The sequence below is a fragment of the Alkalihalobacillus sp. AL-G genome (genome assembly GCF_030643805.1).
In the GTDB taxonomy this organism is placed as follows: Bacteria; Bacillota; Bacilli; order Bacillales; family Fictibacillaceae; genus Pseudalkalibacillus.
Map to the genome: position 1 here is coordinate 1,329,126 of NZ_CP094656.1, position 16,458 is coordinate 1,345,583.

Below are 16,458 nucleotides of genomic sequence, written 5' to 3' on the forward strand. Positions count from 1 at the left end.
ATCGTGATTATAAATGTTAATAACTTATGGAAAACTTACGGTCATGGAGACACTGCTGTTCATGCTGTTCGAGGCGTTGATTTGAATGTAAAAGAAGGGGAATTCGTTGCCTTAATGGGTCCGTCGGGAAGTGGAAAATCAAGCTTGCTTCACCTTATTGGAGCCATGGATTCATCAACCGAGGGTGAAATCATCTTTAAAGGGAAGAACTATAGTAAACTGAATCCAAAACAAAAGACTGACATACGATTAAGACGTATTGGCTTTATTTTTCAGACGTTTAATCTGATCCCTTCCTTATCTGTACTAGAAAATGTGGCTCTACCGATGAGGCTTGCAGGAATTAGTCGAAAAGAAGCGAATGAGAAAGCAAAACAACTTCTGGGAAAAGTCAATTTATTAGACCGATTGGAATTCATGCCTTCGAAGCTTTCGGGCGGACAAAGACAAAGAGTCGCCATTGCAAGAGCATTAGCAAATCATCCGGATCTTATTTTGGCAGATGAACCGACTGGAAACCTTGATAGTGAAAACGGGAAAATCATTATAGATCTTCTTGAACAACTGAATGCTGACGGACACACTATTCTAATGGTCACTCATGATCCCGAGCTTTCCGAAAGAGCAAGCCGTGTTGTCTATATCCGGGATGGACAGTTAAATGATTACCAACCAATAGAATAATAATAGAAAGGGTTTATTATGTCTCCAAGGAACGAAGAACAAAATCAACAATTAAGAGACCAACGTAGAGAACAGATTTTGCAGTCTGCCCTTAAAGTTTTTGCGAAACGTGGGCTTGCTGCTACCAAAATAAGTGATATCAAATCAGAAGCTGGTTTGAGTCATGGTTTGGTTTATCATTATTTTAGTTCGAAAGATGAAATTTTTTCAACGCTCGTTGAAAGGGCTTTAGTAGGTTCAAAAATGATTGTAGATTATGCCTCACAACAAAAATTATCACCGTTAGGAAAAATAAAATGGATTACTGAAAGGATCTTGAAGGAAATGTCAGAAGACGGGGCTTACTACAACCTTATTACGATCCAAGCTTTTACTTCCGATGCTGTACCTGAACAAATCAAATCAATCATTAATGATAAATCACCTAATGCACTAGAAGGAATTTTACCGATTATCAAAGCTGGTCAAAAATCAGGGGAAATTGTACAAAAAGATCCAGGTAAATTAGCTGCTTTATATTTTGCAGTAATTCAAGGGATAGCGATGCAACAGCTTCAAGGTAGTGAAATAATGCCAACACCTGATGTGGAACTTATTTTGAGAATCTTTAAAACATAATAAAATCGACTGATCATGATGTTGGATATGATGAGAGAAATAGTCGGCATTATCATCTTTGAATTTGGAGGTGTGTAATTGGATGGCCCTTATTTTTATCTTTAACATTACTTTTAACACCCCTAAATAGGGTGCGAATTCGTATGTAAAAACATGTGAAATTGCCAATAAACGTTGGTATAACAACAAAAAGAGGAGATGCGAATTAGCGTGCTAACTCGCACCTCCAAAAGCTATGCGAATTGCTGTTTTTCTCCCTCTCAACCGAACCCGCTTTGTACTTTTTGGGTGCTATTGTTTTCGATTTTTTTTTAAAACACTTCGTTCGTTTCCCACGATTCTACGATTTGATGAGCCATTCTTGGAGTATAGCCTCTTCCAATTAAATAGCTAATCGCTGCTACCTCCAACATGGCATGTGCATGGGACGTAAATTTGGCCTCCTGTAGACCGTAGTCAACGAAAGGTTTTACCGTCATTAACGTATGATGCTTTAACTGCTGAGCTTGTGGATCATGAGATTGCTGTTGATGGTGATATGGATTTTGCTGCCAGTTCGGGTTTTGATTCGAGTGATGAGGATTACTGTACATGAAAACCGCTCCTTCATATGAAGTAGATTCCATCCTCAGTTTATGCTTTTACAAGTTGTCTGTTGAGCCTATATGTTGATCATTGTTGTCTTCTCTCATTATTACGCCCAATTGTAAAACCATCAAACAATCGACCGCCGAATGGCGCTAACACATCATCTGTAAAATCGATCAGTTTCGTTTTATCACTCGTTTTATAGTACGTGTCGAGTGCTTGAAAATAGCAGGTTGCGAGTTCACTATTGAATTTTGTGAGCTCTCGGATGACCCATTTCGAGGAGCCTAGCCAACAACCATTCGTTCTTAAAATGAATTCGTGGAGCAGGTCGGCTAAAGTATTAACGATGAACAGTTCTTCAGCCCTGTTCGTAGCGCCAATTAAATCATCTACAGCGTCCGTGATGAAGTAGCGTTTCGTCATTATCGTATCCTTTGACCACTTTTCTGGTCCGTCATCTAGAATTCTCTTAGCCTCAGCCTTGATTTCATTCATCCTTCCGTCGTCTTTTAAGGTTAAACCTTCTGAAACCATTCTCTGCATGGATGGCCGCGCTCGCTTAAAGTCACTTCTAAAAATTGTTTTATAGGATGTAAGGTTGTGTGCGAAAACTTCAATAGGCCAATCGAACTCAATGAGTGACTCGCGGTAAGACGAAGGTATGCCGTTATCGAAAATAACAATATCGAGATCAGATGTCTCGGTAAGTTCATTTCTCGCGGCGCTGCCAGCAAGTAGGGCTCTCTGACAATTAGGAAACTTCTTTTGCACAAATAATTCAGCTGCTTCTAATGGTTCAGGTCGTTTTGGATTAGTCATTGCGTTCTCCTTTTATAAGATTAAAATAATTGTATTCTAGCTCAGAATGGTAATCCCTGCAAACGATTCGGGGTAAATGATGCCCTCGAGATGCACATTTTACACAAACAACTTAATAGCAATTGAAGAAATGATCGGGTATAATTTGGGTAGGACAAATAGAAAGAATATTCAGTATTCTTGTGCGTATTATGAAGTAAGGTGGAAAATTGTGTTCAAACATATGACTTTCAATTAAAGGGTGTGGATATGCAAATTAACCGTAATCGATTGAGTCGAAATCTTGAGGAGTTAGCGAAGATTGGGAAGATTGCTGAGACGGGTGTTTGCCGCTTAGCCCATTCGAAGGAAGATCGCCAGGCAGTTATGGTGGTGAAAAGCTGGATGGAAGAAGCAGGGCTGACGACACTAATTGATTCGTTTGGAAATTTAATCGGACGTTTAGAGGGCCGGGAAAAGGAAATGCCGATTCTGATCCTTGGTTCTCATATTGATTCACAGCCTTATGGTGGTCGTTTTGATGGGACGGTTGGAGCATTGGGAGCAATCGAGGTCATACATACGATGAAAGAGAACGGAATCGTCCCGAATCGAACGATTGAAGTGATTTGTTTTTCAGATGAAGAAGGATGTCGATTCAATAAAGGGGTCTTTGGGGTACGGGCATTGACGGGCATGTTGGAAGATGGAGAACTTGAGCGTAAAGATAAGAACGGAATGACACGAAGAGAGGCATTGAAGGAATTTGGCGTAGAACCAGACTTATCGGAAAGCCCTACATACCAAAAGGGAGACATCGCTGCGTTCCTTGAACTCCATATTGAGCAGGGACCGGTTCTTGAAGCACAAGGAAAACCGGTTGGAATCGTGTCCGGTATTTCCGGCCCGATCTGGTTGACCGTTACACTTGAAGGCTTTGCTGGCCATGCTGGATCCGTTCCAATGAACTTAAGACAGGATGCAGTTGTAGGTGCTTCAGAAATCATTCGCCGGTTTGACGAGTTGGTAAAAAGGGAAGGAGCTGAAACTACCGTTGGAACGGTAGGAAGCTTACAGGTTTTTCCGAATTCAAGAAACATTATTGCCGAAAAAGTGGAGTTCACTGTGGATTTACGCGACATAGACCTTGAAAGACGTACAACCATTGAAAACCAACTCTATCAAATTATCGAAGAGACATCCTCTACTTATAATTTTGAACATGAGATAAAAGAAGACACACGTAGTGAACCAAGATACTGTGACGAATGGATCAAAGAAATTATGAAAGAGGAGGGCGAAAAGCTGAAATTGGAAGCACCGGTTCTGATGAGCGGGCCTTTTCATGATGCACTATTCATGTCCTGCATAAGCGATTATGGGATGATTTTTGTTCGTTGTGAAAAAGGGATCAGTCATAATCCATTGGAATTTGCTGATATGGATGACATTGAAAAAGGGGTCCAGCTAATGTACCAAACAGCCTTGCGCATTTCATATCCTAACAAGGAGGGATTTTTTGAAAGCGACAAAAGTGTTTATTAATGGAGAAGTTGTGACAGTAGATTCGGCGTTTTCCGTTCATGAAGCCGTTGCCATATTTGAAAACCGTATCCTATCTGTCGGAGCAGATGATGTAGTGTTGGCCCTCGCCGACCGTAATACGGAAATTATCGACCTAGAAGGCAGAAGTCTGTTACCTGGCTTTGTTGATTCACACGCTCACCTTGAAATTTACGGGACGAACAAGCTAGGTGTGAATGGGAAGGATGTAAAAGATATTAAAGAGCTTCAAGAAAAACTAACTGAAGCCGCCCAAACGACACCTACAGGTCAATGGGTACGGGGTTGGGGCTATAATCAAAACTACTTAGCCGAGGGCAGACACCTTACACGATGGGACCTTGATGAGGTTTCTACAGAGCATCCGATAATCGTTGTTCGTACGTGCGGCCATATCTCATGTGTAAATTCTAAGGCACTCGAGCTTGCTGGAATCAACAACGACATAAAGGACCCAGTCGGCGGAAAATATGTGAGAGAAAATGGGGAGCTGGCGGGTTTACTTTTAGAAGCTGCCCATATGCAAATGTTCCTTTTTGCCAACTATTCTGAGGAAGAGATCTTGAATGGGCTGGAACTAGCCTCTCAAGATTTTCTGGAAAAGGGAATAACAAGCGTACATGAAGCAGGAGGGTATGGTCCTGATCATATTCGCTGTCTCCAAAAAGCAGTAGAGTCAAAGCAATTGAAGCAACGCGTATATACGCTATACGGATCCCTTCACGACTCTCCCGGCATGGTACAGAAAGGGCTGGAAGGCGGCATGATGACAGGTCTTGGTGATGAATGGTTTAAAATCGGACCTGCCAAAGTGTTTATTGATGGAAGCAGCAGCGGGCCAACCGCGAAAACGAGAGAACCGTACACGAGCAATCCAGATGATTCGGGTATTTTATATCTCAATCAAGAAGAGTTGAATCAATGTTTAGGAAAAGCCCACGAAAAGGGATGGCAAATTACGGCCCATGCTATTGGTGATAAGGCCGTCGAAATGATGATACAAGCTATCGAAAATGCCCTTGAACAACACCCGAGAAAAGACCACCGACACCGTATCGAACACTCAGGAATGACACCTCCAGATCTTGTACAGAAAATCAGGCAATCTGACATTATCCCAATTCCGAACCCTGCCTTCCTCTATGAATTCGGGGACGGTTATATCAATGACTATGGAGATAGAACCCACACGATGTTTCCTCTAAAAAGTTTTACCGACAATGATATTCCATTTGCATTCGGTTCAGATAGCCCGATGACAACAGTCGATCCTCTTCTGGGAATTCATGCAGCTGTCAACCGTTTAAGCAAATCAGGCGAACGCGTCGGGGATACACAGAATGTCTCTGTCCAAGCAGCAATCAAGGCTTACACCTGGTACGGCGCTTATGTGAGTTTTGAGGAAGATATAAAGGGTAGCATTGAGGAAGGTAAACTCGCCGATTTCGTCGTGTTGAACGATTCGATTTTAAAATGTGAGCCTGAACGACTAAAGGATTTACAAGTAGAGATGACCATCTTAGATGGAACTATAGAAGTCTCAAAATTAACTAGGAGGGTGTTAAATGAGTAAACGAAAATTTACGGCCATTTATTGTTTTTCTTTACTAGTTCCGTTGCTTCTCTTACTTTTTCCATTGTTTTCAATAGGGAATCGTGACACTCCGCTCGTGATGGGTCTGCCTTTTTCTTTCTTTTGGGTCATTCTTTGGATCGTTATTGCCTTTGTAATCGTGTTGTTTTTATATCGAATTGATCCTGATAAAGATGAAGAGGAGGCAAACTAGATGGCAGGCTGGCAAGTAGCGATGTTCATAATGATCGGTTACCTTGTGATCGCACTCGTTATCGGTGTGATGGCGGGTAAGGGCCGGGATAAAGGATCGTTAGATGAATTTGCGGTCGCTGGTAGGAAACTTGGATTAGTCGTCATGTGGTTCCTGATGGGTGGAGCCATATTCAGTGCATTTTCATTCCTGGGAGCACCGGGCTGGGCTTATTCAAAAGGTGCACCCGCCCTTTATATCTTAACGTATACGGCCTTTGCCATCCTTCCGTGGTATATCATCGGGCCAAAGATCGGTAAAATCGGACGGAAATTTAGTATCTATACAGTCTCTGGTTTCATGAAAAAGCGTTACGGAGGTAGGTTGCTTCCCATTTTAATAGGGTTGATTACACTGTTCGCTTCCATCCAATACCTCGCAACCCAGATGAAAGGAATGGCTTATGTTTTTAACATAATGACGGAAGGGCGAATTCCGTTTTGGCTCGGAGCCCTCTTAGCTTATGGGATTGTCGTTGTCTATGTAGCCACGGGTGGATTGCGGGCTGCTGCATGGTCAGACGTTTTCCAGGGACTCTTGATGATCATCATCTCCTGGGTCGTCGGGTTGGCTATCGTTAATCAGCTTCATAACAGTGTTTCAGGTATGTTCACGAACTTAACTGAAACGAACCCGGGATTTCTGGAAATCGGGAACGCGGGCTCAACGATGTCTCCGATGGCTTATACGACAACCATTCTCGTCTCACTGATAGGATTCTTAATGTGGCCTCACTTGTTTTCAAAATCGTATGCGTCGAATGCACGTACGATAAAAAAGACTGTCATCATCTATCCAGTATTCGCTTTGTTTCTGATTCCGCTACTTTTGGTCGGATTTGCAGCAGTTAATGTGATTAATCCATCAGAACTCGGCTCACCAGATGAAATCCTTCCTGTTTTGATAACGACGGTATTGAGTCTTCCTAGTTGGGTTTATGGACTTGTTGGAGCAGGGGCGTTGGCAGCGGCTATGTCTTCTGCAGATGCAATTACCCACAGTGCGTCTCTCGAGTTCACCGACGGGGTCATTAAGAATATCAAGACTGATCTATCTGAAAAGACAACCCTTTTACTAATGCGGATCGGGATCTTCGTCATCGGGGCATTCGCTTATTTCATCACCATTTTTGGCGGGCAGGGGCTCATTACATTATTGCTCGGAGCCTATGGATCGATTGTCCAGTTTGCTCCAGGGGTTTACGGGGCATTATTCTCAAAACGAGTAACGGCACCAGCTGTGATTACAGGGTTGATCGTCGGTACGTTAGTCAACTATTATTATCAGCTTGTGGCAGAGTCTACTCCTTTAGGAATTCATGCTGGTATTTTAGGCTTGTTGTGCAATGTAGTGATCGTCATTGTAGTGAGTGCAATGAGCCAATCGAAAAACGCAGCGGTTGCAGAGGATTATACAAAGATCGGATCATAGAAAATGCAGATTACTGCCAACAAAAAAATGGATATTGGCTAAACATTATTGGATTAAAGGCGTTGGGGCATTGCTCCAACGTCTTTACTATTTGCTTTGAGCCTTCAACAAACAATGTGGCGATGATAAACCAAATGAATGTTTCGGAATGCAATAAAGTACATATTTATCCAATTAGGCGTTTTTAGATGAGGACAAGCTTATCCTGTTGATTCATTGTTTTCAAATAAATAACTATCTCTTATAGATAAAATCTGTTAAAATATTTTTAAAACTTATTGAATGAATATGTTTATATATGTATAATTATCCAATAAGTTAAACTTGGAGAGGAAGTGGGGACGCTTATGTTAAATGCAATTCGAGAAAAGGGATCAGTGGATTCAGTAAAGTTAAATTTAAAAGGGAAAGACTTTTTGACTCTTGCTGAGTTTCAGTCTAATGAAATCATGTATCTTCTCGATCAGGCCTTAAAGCTTAAAAAGGAAAGAAAACGAGGAGTCGTTCATCAAGAGCTGAGCGGGCAGGTACTAGGAATGATTTTCGAAAAGTCTTCAACAAGAACTCGGGTCTCTTTTGAAGTTGGAATGCTTCAGCTTGGCGGCCAGGCCATCTTTCTGAGTTCCAAAGACATCCAGTTAGGCAGAGGTGAAAGTATTGCTGACACGGCAAAGGTTTTGTCACGCTACTTAGATGGGGTCATGGTCAGGACGCATCAACATGATACGATTAAAGAGTTTGCCGAAAATGCCACCATTCCTGTCATTAATGGTCTGACTGATTTACACCATCCGACCCAAGTATTAGCTGATTTGCTGACAATTCTAGAACATAAAGGCGTATTAACAGGGCTGAATATGTGCTATATCGGTGATGGGAACAATAATGTGGCCCATTCTTTATTAGAAGGAGCAACAAAAGTGGGAATGAATATTAATGTTGCAAGTCCGTTTGGGTATGAACCTAATCAACTGATCCGAGATCATGCAAAAGTGACCGCAAAGAAAAACGGGAGTTCAGTTCTCATCACCAATTCTCCTGAAAAAGCGATTGAAGATGCTGATATTGTCGTTACCGATGTATGGGCCAGTATGGGGCAGGAGTCCGAATTGGAAAAACGGATTGAACTATTTAAGCCGTATCAAATTAACAATAAACTTTGTCGGAAAGCGAAAAAGGACTTTATCTTTTTACATTGCTTACCGGCTCATCGTGGAGAAGAAGTGACAGCGGAGATCATTGATGGTCCACACTCAGTTGTTTTTGACGAAGCAGAAAATCGATTACATGCACAAAAGGCGATTTTGGCAGCTCTGATGGGAAAATGATAGCATTCATCATTAAATGGAAAAAAGTTATCTGCATTATTGGAAGTGTTCGTCTGAAGAGTTAAAAAATCGAAAGGTCCGAAGGTGTTAATAAATATCTAAATTATTGTGGGTATCAAAATTTTAAATTACAAGTATTCTGAACCAATGGCTAAGTCTGAATGAGTTTCGGACTTTGCCAGTTTTTTTGGTTGGATGGATCGAACGAGGTGAAATTTCTCTACTTTTGAAAGATTTTTTGAAGGACTTGACCGATCGCAATTCCAATAAAGCAAAATAAAATCGGGAGCCAGACTGGTCCAAACAACACACCTGAAATTTTAAAAACAGGTGAGTACATCACGCCAATTGTTATAAAGTATGCTGCAAACACAAATGGGAAAAAGGAGTACTTTGGCGGATCACCATTATGAGCATCATAATAGGTGTCCCATAGCGCATAAAGGTACATACAAGGATAAAACATGAGCCATTGATAATCCGCAGTATGTATGGCTTCTTCAATCTTACCTTGAAAGCTTTTCAAGATAATCATATTGAAATTAGCTTGAACATTAATTAAAAACTCAAGGGAAAGCAGTAGAATCCCTTTGAAATATTTCCTATTTAACAGCTGACCTAGTCCTGGTAACGCAACACTCCAAAACATTTTTCCTAATAGATGATTGTCTCTCATGACGTAACCCTTCTTTTATGTATTCGCCAATTTATCACGATCGGCTGCCCTAGGAGGTTCTTCCATCCACCCATTTTTAATTAGAAGGTTCGCACAATCCTCTGAGTATTGTTCAACCTCAGCCATAAGTCGGTGATATTGAACTCCTAGGTCACGCCTCGCACTTGACGCTATACTTGATCCATAATACCCGAAGCCAGCTGTAATTAATAAGGAGGTTATAAACATCATCAACTTGTCTGAAAAAATGAAAGTCGTTGAGTCTGTTACTTCTGCATCCCAAGACATTGGGGAAGGGAGGTCATCTTCACTAAGAAGCGAGTGAAAAACTTGACAGTGCTTGGCTGCAATTTCCTTGCCTCTTACCATGAACTTTCCGACTTCCTTGGACTGACATACTTGACTATAGCCGGTTAATGTAGCAACACCTAAAACATTGCGAAGATAATTAGAAAAAAGATTCGTAATTTCCATGCCCGTTAAGGGCCTTCGGTCACCGAAAAACCCTTGCAGAAACATTTGGCTTTGGACAAAATCAACCGTTTTTGGTGTTGGCAAATATGGAGGACGTACATAAAGACCCTTTGAAAGTAAACTTTCATTCGCGTTTCTTAACAGTTCATTTGTTTCAGATAGGCACTCCGAAAAATAGGAAAAAACATCTGAACGGGTAACTGTAGATACACTCGAAGCATAGACAGTAAGGCTCATGATCGATAACTGTGAAACATAATAAAGCATATAAGAATCAGAGAATAGGCGAGCTGCATCTGGGTCGACGTCCTGTTGTTCACTGAATCCGACAGGAATCGGATAATTTTCAGTATTGAAAATGTCGGTTATTTTGCCAATATGGGCTTTAGCCAAATCTAAAGCATGCTCCAAAATCGTACCGATTTCAGCATCTTCCACATGATTTACAAACGCTTTCAACATACACGCATTTGCGCTGTCTGACATGTAAGCCGCCCATAATTGGGAAAGCTCTGCTGATGTTAAACGGGTGTTGTACTCCATTTTCGTCTCCTCCTTTTCATTTTTTCTACAATACGAGTATGTTTCCCATAACGAACGAAAATATGAAGATTTCCTAAAATAAACGCACAATCTTTAAGGCGATTTACTAAAAGCCATGCTAGAGATTTCTACACCTAAAGTCGTATGTGAAACCATTACAAATATTGATTTAAAAACCAGAAAAATCCTGTATAGTAGAGGATACATTAGAGATAGAGAGTGGGGATTACCTATGAGGTTCAGAGATTTTCACAGGAATATTAAGATTCGTATTTTAGAGACGTTCATGAGTCGGATCGTCGGCAGCATGATTTTCCCGTTCATGGCAATTTATCTGGCGTTTCATTTCGGGGCTAAGGTTGCAGGTATGTTATTGCTTATCAACGTGTTTATCGGAATTGGAATTACTTTTATCGGAGGTTATTTTGCGGATCAATTTGGCCGGAAAAAGATCATGCTGTTCGCGGAGCTTTTACGTTTTTTTGCGTTTTTAACGATGATGCTATGTAACTCACCGTGGTTTTCGGCCCCGTTGATTACGTTTTTCATGATGACGGTGAACAGTATTTGCTGGGGATTAGCGGGTCCTGCGAATCAGGCGATGTTGATTGATGTCAGTACGCCGGATCAACGAAAGCTGATGTATTCAATCACGTATTGGGCGAACAACCTGTCGATCGCGATTGGTGGAATTGTTGGCGCGTTCCTATTTGAAAAATATCTTTTCGAGTTGTTCATGGCTTTAAGTGTTGTTACAGGCTTCGTGGTATTTCTTGTCGCTTTTTTCATTTCGGAAAGCTATGCTCCCGTTACCTCGAGTCTGACGCCATCTGGTCATGTCCTGAAGCTCTTTTCAAATTATAAAAAGGTGCTGCATGATCGGCTGTTTGTGATGTTTGTCATTGCAGGGGTGCTGATCCTTTCGCTTGAGTTTCAGTTGACGAATTACATAGGGATTCGTTTGACGGATGAAATGCCATCACAACAATTTTTGATGTGGGAAATTGATGGGGTTAAAATGATGGGATTCCTGAGAAGTGAAAACACGATTCTTGTTGCAGTCCTGATGTTGTTCGTTACGAAATTGACGAACCCTTTCAAGGATAGATCTGTTCTTGTAACAAGCTGCTTTGTATTCACCATCGGTTATGGTGTTCTCGCATACTCGAATAACATATGGGTTTTACTTGTGATGATGGCATTGCTGACGATCGGAGAGGTGTTCCGAGTACCTGTCGAGCAATCATACATGGCGTCAATTCCCCCGGATGACGCTCGGAGCTCATATATGGCATTCAACGGACTGAAATTCAACCTGTCGATGCTGATCGCTTCGATTACGGTCACGCTAGGAGCAATCTTGCCGTCCAGTGTGATGGCGGCAATCATCATTGGCATCGGGCTCGTCGGTACATTGATCTACTATTTCATCGCTCCACAGCTCGATATCCGTAAAGGTAAGACCGAAGTAAGAAGAGCAGGATAATAGCTTTTTCAACAACATTAATCATATAAAAAAGCTTGGAGATTCTCTGAGCTTTTTTATATGTGAATGATACCAAATAGTAAAGAATACTTTTATTCCTTAGATTGTTTTACATGAAAGAAATCTCCGCCTTTTTGTATTTCGTTATCGGTTCCCCAATCGATATCTCTTTTCCTCTGATAAAACTTCGGTATATGTTTGGAGCAGTGGATATAGGCCTCTTCAACTTTAATAACAACCCAACGATGTGGCTTGTTGCCTTCTTTTTCAATATCATCTTTTTTCTGTTTAGGTAAATTCAGGCCACTTATTTCCGCATTCTCTAATATAGATGCTTGGCCGTTGACATGTAGTCCAATTGAATCTTCAAGAAAATCTATGAACATCAGCCCTATATGAGGGTTTTCAATGATGTTCCCTAAGCTCGCCATAACACCATTTCCTTTATATTCAGGATAAATCAATGTTTTATTATCAAAGACCCGAACAAAACCTGGTAACCCTGCGCGAAAGGAAGAATCACAATTCCCCCCGCGATCTGATGTTGAAATGAACACCATTTCCTGCTTTGAAATGAAATTTTGCATATTCGAATTAAGGTAATCCAGCATTTGGTTTTTATAAAATGATTTTGCCATTTTCTTGGTGTTATATTTTTCCTGAAGGAATTGTTCTCCATTTCGTCTGTACATATTCAATTCTCCTCATTTGCTTGTTGCAATTTATTTATAGTCTAGCATACATCCGGTTACATTTATTGTAGGTCGTTAGATAGTGTTTGTGTTATACCACGATTAAAGTCCATATCCATTCCAAACCCGATGTACACTATGAGCTTACGAATATCCATATTTGCAAAAACGTGTTATGCTGATTTTCAGAATTAGACGTCTAAAGAAAGAAGGAAATGATATGGCAGTCGGGGCAGTAAAAGCATCTACACAAAAGCCTGCACTTACAATGTATCCAATCCTTTTTGCGATTAGCTTTGTCCATCTATTGAATGATTCGATGCAGGCGGTTATTCCCGCCATCTTCCCAATCTTAGAACAATCCATGGGCTTATCGTTTACACAACTCGGCTGGATTGCGTTTACATTGAACATAACATCATCCGTCATGCAACCTGTGGTGGGGTGGTACACCGATAAATCAACTTCTCCTTACCTTTTACCGTTGGGAATGGGAGCTAGCCTAATCGGAATGCTGGGGATCGCCTATGCGGATTCATTTACATATATCATTTTGTCTGTAATCGGCATTGGACTCGGGTCTGCAGTTTTCCACCCAGAGGGTTCTCGTGTTGCTTATATGGCAGCTGGAAATAGAAGAGGACTTGCACAATCGATTTATCAGGTCGGAGGAAATACAGGTACCTCGCTCGCGCCGATTATGACGGTACTCGTTTTTGTTCCACTCGGCCAATTCGGGGCAGTTTGGTTCACTTCATTTGCAGCGATTGCCATTTTTGTATTGTTATATGTTTCCGGGTGGTACAGCAAACAGCTCGTCAATTTCCCACGAGTATCGAAAACGGTTCAAAAAAAGAACGTGCCGGTTACTCGAAAAAAGCAGGTCCTTTTTGCGATGGGCGTTCTTGTGTTTTTAGTTTTTGCACGGTCGTGGTACTTTTCGGGAATCGGGAACTATTATCAATTCTACTTGATTGAAGATTACGGATTATCGATTCGAGAGGCTCAATTCTACGTTTTTATTTTTCTCGTAGCTGGTGTTGTTGGAACATTTTTAGGAGGTCCGCTTGCTGATCGACTTGGCAAAAGGAACATGATTTTCTCGTCTTTGGCCGGGACTGCACCGCTCGCACTACTTTTACCCCATGTCGGATTACTGCTTGTCATTCCGCTTTTCTTTTTAATCGGCTTCATTCTTAATACAAGCTTTTCAGTTACCGTCGTCTATGCACAAGAGCTGGTTCCGGGGCGAATCGGTATGGTGTCCGGCCTTATTGTCGGTCTTGCATTCGGGATGGGGGCATTGGGATCCGTATTGCTGGGGAAAATGGCTGATATGACAAGCATCTCTTTCACGATGCTGGCTGTCAGCTTTTTGCCGTTGCTTGGATTGCTTACGGTGCTTCTTCCTAAAGATGAAACGCTGGAAAAGTGGGCGAATGAAGGTTAAAGGACTGTTGGATAGTCTAGTTTTGATATAGAAACTTGAGAATACGTTGCAAAAAGATGGTCCGAATAGCGGTTAATCGGGTATAGGATTGACAATAAATAGGAGAATTCGTTCCGAATAGCGGTTAATCAGATATGGAATTGACAATAAATAGGAGAATGCGGTCCGAATAGCGGTTAATCAGATATGGAATTGACAATAAATAGGAGAATGCGGTCCGAATAGCGGTTAATCAGATATGGAATTGACAATAAATAGGAGAGTGCGGTCCGAATCGCGGCTAATCGGGTATAGGATTGACAATAAATAGGAGAATGTGGTCCGAATAGCGGTTAATCGGATATGGAATTGACAATAAATAGGAGATTGCGGTCCGAATAGCGGTTAATTGGATATGGAACTGACAATAAATAGGAGAATGCGATCCGAATAGCGGTTAATCGGGTATAGGATTTACAATAAATAGGAGAATGCGTTCCGAATAGCGGTTAATCAGGTATGGGATTTACAATAAATAGGACAATCCAGTCACGAATAAGGCGTAATTGCAAAATGGCTGACCCTTTGACATCGATCTTGAAACGGTGCCTCGGATCAGCCCAAAACTAATTAACGACTTATGAACATTTGTGTCCAGTAATGACCATAGCTTCCACCTTCTGCATAGCCGACTCCAATTTCCGTATAACGGCTTGAAAGAATGTTTCTGCGATGACCTTCACTGTTCATCCATGTATTCACTACCTGTTCAGGAGTTCGTTGACCAGCCGCAATGTTTTCACCTGCAGCTCTGTATGAAATGCCGAAATCACTCATCATCTTAAATGGACTTCCGTACGTCGGAGAAGTATGGCTGAAATAGTTTTGCTGAATCATATCCTTCGATTTGAATCTGGCTACCCTTGATAACTCCCAATTCTCTTGAAGTGGCTGCAATCCATACTTTGCCCGCTCTTGGTTAACAAGCTCCACGACTTGAGCCTCAATCGACTTTACACCGTTCAATTCCGGAATGTTCAGTCGTTGACCAGGATAGATGAGGTTCGGATTTTCAATCTGTGGATTTGCGTTGATGATTTCAGAAACACCAACCTGATAGCGCAATGCAATTTTCCACATCGTGTCTCCCCATTCAACTGTATGGGTTGTCGCAGCAGATGCCTCTTGCTTAAATCCAGTCACTAAAGTTACGGATAACAATAGGGTGAGGAAAATCTTTGTGAGCGTTTTCATACTAAAAGTAAAACAAAAACTATAAAACTTTTAAACCGGTAATATATTCCTACTAATCTAATTATTCAGTTTTCAGAGGGTAAATCTAGTTTTTATCGAACCTTTTAAAAGAGTAGGTTTTGTGTTGGTGTTAAAACTATACATAACAAAGCTCCCCTTAGAACAACTCTGAGCAGCCCACTACATACACGATGTAAATCTGACAGTGTAAAAAAAGCTTATAATGACTATGAATTTTTATTGGAGGGGCAACCTTTCCCACCGAAATAAAAGAGGAATAGGCACACCATTCTAGAAATTGGTAACCAAATCCAATTATTTAGGAGGGTTCTAATGTCTAATGAACAATGAAAAACCAAGGTTGATTTTGCATGTGAAAGATTTAAATGCGTCTAAGGAATTTTATACTCGAACGATTGGATGGATGTTGGCATGGGAAGATTCCGAAAAGGACGTTCTGCAATTGAACACGAAGGACGGTGACCCTGCAGCAATACTAACTTCAAAGGCGCCGGAAGACGGAAAGCAATATCTGGATGATGTTTTCCTCGAACCTCAACTAGGTAACCGGTTTTACTTCACTCAGGACGGTCTTCAAGAAATGCACAACACACTGCAATCGAACGGACATGAAGTCACTGACTTTATCATTGAAGAAGGATTTGGCCAGACGTTAGTATTGACTGATCCGGACGGATATCATCCTGCTTTTTGGGAAGAGCTTTATCTTGCCGATGAAGCGATCATCGATTTGTATCGGGGGGGTCCAGGAATGTTGGAGGAAGCACTTGATAGCTTGACTGAATCAGAGTTGGATTTGGTCCGGTCGCCAGAGAAGTGGTCGATCCGACAAACTGTTCTGCACTTGGTTGACTCGGATATCACAACTATGCAAAAAATAAAATTCGCATTGGCTGAGCCTGGGCGTGAATATAAGACTAACCTTTATGACCCGAATCGTTGGGTAGATGGAACACGTATGAAAAAAGAAAACTCGAAACCTCTGTCTTCCTTTTTAGATATTTACGAGAGCATATACTAGAAATTTGCGAAACGGTTCCAGGT

Annotated in this window: 16 protein-coding genes; 10 read left to right on the forward strand and 6 right to left on the reverse strand. The window is 41.4% G+C overall.

The features are described 5' to 3' along the window. Positions 1-3: 3 nt before the first annotated feature. Both MOJ78_RS06780 and MOJ78_RS06785 read left to right on the forward strand, forming a co-directional pair. Positions 4-684, forward strand: a complete 681-nt coding sequence (locus tag MOJ78_RS06780; RefSeq protein WP_304980435.1) for an ABC transporter ATP-binding protein — start codon at positions 4-6, stop codon at positions 682-684. A gap of 18 nt (positions 685-702) precedes the next feature. After that, a complete protein-coding gene (locus tag MOJ78_RS06785) occupies positions 703-1,302 on the forward strand; it encodes a TetR/AcrR family transcriptional regulator (protein ID WP_304980436.1) in 600 nt (199 codons plus the stop codon). Between the two features lie 311 nt (positions 1,303-1,613). Here MOJ78_RS06785 and MOJ78_RS06790 read toward each other — a convergent pair whose 3' ends face one another. Both MOJ78_RS06790 and MOJ78_RS06795 read right to left on the reverse strand, forming a co-directional pair. Beyond that, on the reverse strand, positions 1,614-1,895 hold the full coding sequence (locus tag MOJ78_RS06790) for a hypothetical protein (protein WP_304980437.1): 282 nt from the start codon (positions 1,893-1,895) through the stop codon (positions 1,614-1,616). A 79-nt stretch (positions 1,896-1,974) separates the two neighbouring features. Further along, entirely contained in the window at positions 1,975-2,712 is a 738-nt protein-coding gene (locus tag MOJ78_RS06795; RefSeq protein ID WP_304980438.1) for a nucleotidyltransferase domain-containing protein, read from the reverse strand. A 249-nt stretch (positions 2,713-2,961) separates the two neighbouring features. Here MOJ78_RS06795 and MOJ78_RS06800 point away from each other — a divergent pair, with 249 nt between their 5' ends. The 5 genes from MOJ78_RS06800 to argF all read left to right on the forward strand — a co-directional run bounded on the left by MOJ78_RS06800 (position 2,962) and on the right by argF (position 8,839). Further along, the gene (locus tag MOJ78_RS06800; protein ID WP_304980439.1) at positions 2,962-4,236 is read left to right on the forward strand and encodes a M20 family metallo-hydrolase; all 1,275 of its coding nucleotides are present in this window, start codon (positions 2,962-2,964) and stop codon (positions 4,234-4,236) included. Further along, positions 4,211-5,827, forward strand: a complete 1,617-nt coding sequence (locus MOJ78_RS06805; RefSeq protein WP_304980440.1) for an amidohydrolase — start codon at positions 4,211-4,213, stop codon at positions 5,825-5,827. Before MOJ78_RS06800 ends, MOJ78_RS06805 begins: the two co-directional genes overlap by 26 nt. Then, a complete protein-coding gene (locus MOJ78_RS06810) occupies positions 5,820-6,041 on the forward strand; it encodes a DUF3311 domain-containing protein (RefSeq protein WP_304980441.1) in 222 nt (73 codons plus the stop codon). The genes MOJ78_RS06805 and MOJ78_RS06810 overlap by 8 nt, the downstream gene beginning before the upstream one ends. Next, complete coding sequence (locus MOJ78_RS06815; protein ID WP_304980442.1) at positions 6,042-7,511, forward strand: sodium:solute symporter family protein; 1,470 nt, start codon at positions 6,042-6,044, stop codon at positions 7,509-7,511. It abuts the gene before it with no gap. Between the two features lie 347 nt (positions 7,512-7,858). Further along, the gene (gene argF, locus MOJ78_RS06820; RefSeq protein ID WP_304980443.1) at positions 7,859-8,839 is read left to right on the forward strand and encodes an ornithine carbamoyltransferase; all 981 of its coding nucleotides are present in this window, start codon (positions 7,859-7,861) and stop codon (positions 8,837-8,839) included. 220 nt (positions 8,840-9,059) lie between these two features. Here argF and MOJ78_RS06825 read toward each other — a convergent pair whose 3' ends face one another. Then, positions 9,060-9,515, reverse strand: coding sequence for a hypothetical protein (locus MOJ78_RS06825; RefSeq protein ID WP_304980444.1), 456 nt, complete (start codon positions 9,513-9,515; stop codon positions 9,060-9,062). Positions 9,516-9,530: 15 nt separating this feature from the next. Continuing rightward, positions 9,531-10,532 carry a DUF3231 family protein gene (locus MOJ78_RS06830; RefSeq protein ID WP_304980445.1) on the reverse strand — a complete coding sequence of 334 codons (1,002 nt, stop codon included), beginning with the start codon at positions 10,530-10,532 and terminating at the stop codon, positions 9,531-9,533. Between the two features lie 232 nt (positions 10,533-10,764). On the opposite strand from MOJ78_RS06830, the gene MOJ78_RS06835 reads away from it, so the two are divergent. Then, the gene (locus MOJ78_RS06835; protein ID WP_304980446.1) at positions 10,765-12,018 is read left to right on the forward strand and encodes an MDR family MFS transporter; all 1,254 of its coding nucleotides are present in this window, start codon (positions 10,765-10,767) and stop codon (positions 12,016-12,018) included. Between the two features lie 92 nt (positions 12,019-12,110). On the opposite strand, the gene MOJ78_RS06840 is transcribed toward MOJ78_RS06835, so the two are convergent. Continuing rightward, positions 12,111-12,710, reverse strand: a complete 600-nt coding sequence (locus MOJ78_RS06840; protein WP_304980447.1) for a pyridoxamine 5'-phosphate oxidase family protein — start codon at positions 12,708-12,710, stop codon at positions 12,111-12,113. Between the two features lie 220 nt (positions 12,711-12,930). Between MOJ78_RS06840 and MOJ78_RS06845 the strand changes: the two genes are divergently transcribed. Then, complete coding sequence (locus MOJ78_RS06845) at positions 12,931-14,160, forward strand: MFS transporter (protein WP_304980448.1); 1,230 nt, start codon at positions 12,931-12,933, stop codon at positions 14,158-14,160. A 609-nt stretch (positions 14,161-14,769) separates the two neighbouring features. On the opposite strand, the gene safA is transcribed toward MOJ78_RS06845, so the two are convergent. Beyond that, on the reverse strand, positions 14,770-15,393 hold the full coding sequence (gene safA / locus MOJ78_RS06850) for a SafA/ExsA family spore coat assembly protein (RefSeq protein WP_304980449.1): 624 nt from the start codon (positions 15,391-15,393) through the stop codon (positions 14,770-14,772). 340 nt (positions 15,394-15,733) lie between these two features. Between safA and MOJ78_RS06855 the strand changes: the two genes are divergently transcribed. Beyond that, complete coding sequence (locus MOJ78_RS06855) at positions 15,734-16,435, forward strand: DinB family protein (RefSeq protein WP_304980450.1); 702 nt, start codon at positions 15,734-15,736, stop codon at positions 16,433-16,435. Positions 16,436-16,458: the final 23 nt, after the last annotated feature.

Bases quoted from the DNA above. Each gene is read 5' to 3' on its own strand.
- safA (WP_304980449.1), bottom strand. From the start codon at position 15,393: ATGAAAACGCTCACAAAGATTTTCCTCACCCTATTGTTATCCGTAACT.
- MOJ78_RS06835 (WP_304980446.1), top strand. From the start codon at position 10,765: ATGAGGTTCAGAGATTTTCACAGGAATATTAAGATTCGTATTTTAGAG.
- MOJ78_RS06825 (WP_304980444.1), bottom strand. From the start codon at position 9,515: ATGAGAGACAATCATCTATTAGGAAAAATGTTTTGGAGTGTTGCGTTA.
- MOJ78_RS06810 (WP_304980441.1), top strand. From the start codon at position 5,820: ATGAGTAAACGAAAATTTACGGCCATTTATTGTTTTTCTTTACTAGTT.
- MOJ78_RS06785 (WP_304980436.1), top strand. From the start codon at position 703: ATGTCTCCAAGGAACGAAGAACAAAATCAACAATTAAGAGACCAACGT.
- MOJ78_RS06855 (WP_304980450.1), top strand. From the start codon at position 15,734: ATGAACAATGAAAAACCAAGGTTGATTTTGCATGTGAAAGATTTAAAT.
- MOJ78_RS06830 (WP_304980445.1), bottom strand. From the start codon at position 10,532: ATGGAGTACAACACCCGTTTAACATCAGCAGAGCTTTCCCAATTATGG.
- MOJ78_RS06795 (WP_304980438.1), bottom strand. From the start codon at position 2,712: ATGACTAATCCAAAACGACCTGAACCATTAGAAGCAGCTGAATTATTT.
- argF (WP_304980443.1), top strand. From the start codon at position 7,859: ATGTTAAATGCAATTCGAGAAAAGGGATCAGTGGATTCAGTAAAGTTA.
- MOJ78_RS06800 (WP_304980439.1), top strand. From the start codon at position 2,962: ATGCAAATTAACCGTAATCGATTGAGTCGAAATCTTGAGGAGTTAGCG.
- MOJ78_RS06790 (WP_304980437.1), bottom strand. From the start codon at position 1,895: ATGTACAGTAATCCTCATCACTCGAATCAAAACCCGAACTGGCAGCAA.
- MOJ78_RS06840 (WP_304980447.1), bottom strand. From the start codon at position 12,710: ATGTACAGACGAAATGGAGAACAATTCCTTCAGGAAAAATATAACACC.
- MOJ78_RS06815 (WP_304980442.1), top strand. From the start codon at position 6,042: ATGGCAGGCTGGCAAGTAGCGATGTTCATAATGATCGGTTACCTTGTG.
- MOJ78_RS06845 (WP_304980448.1), top strand. From the start codon at position 12,931: ATGGCAGTCGGGGCAGTAAAAGCATCTACACAAAAGCCTGCACTTACA.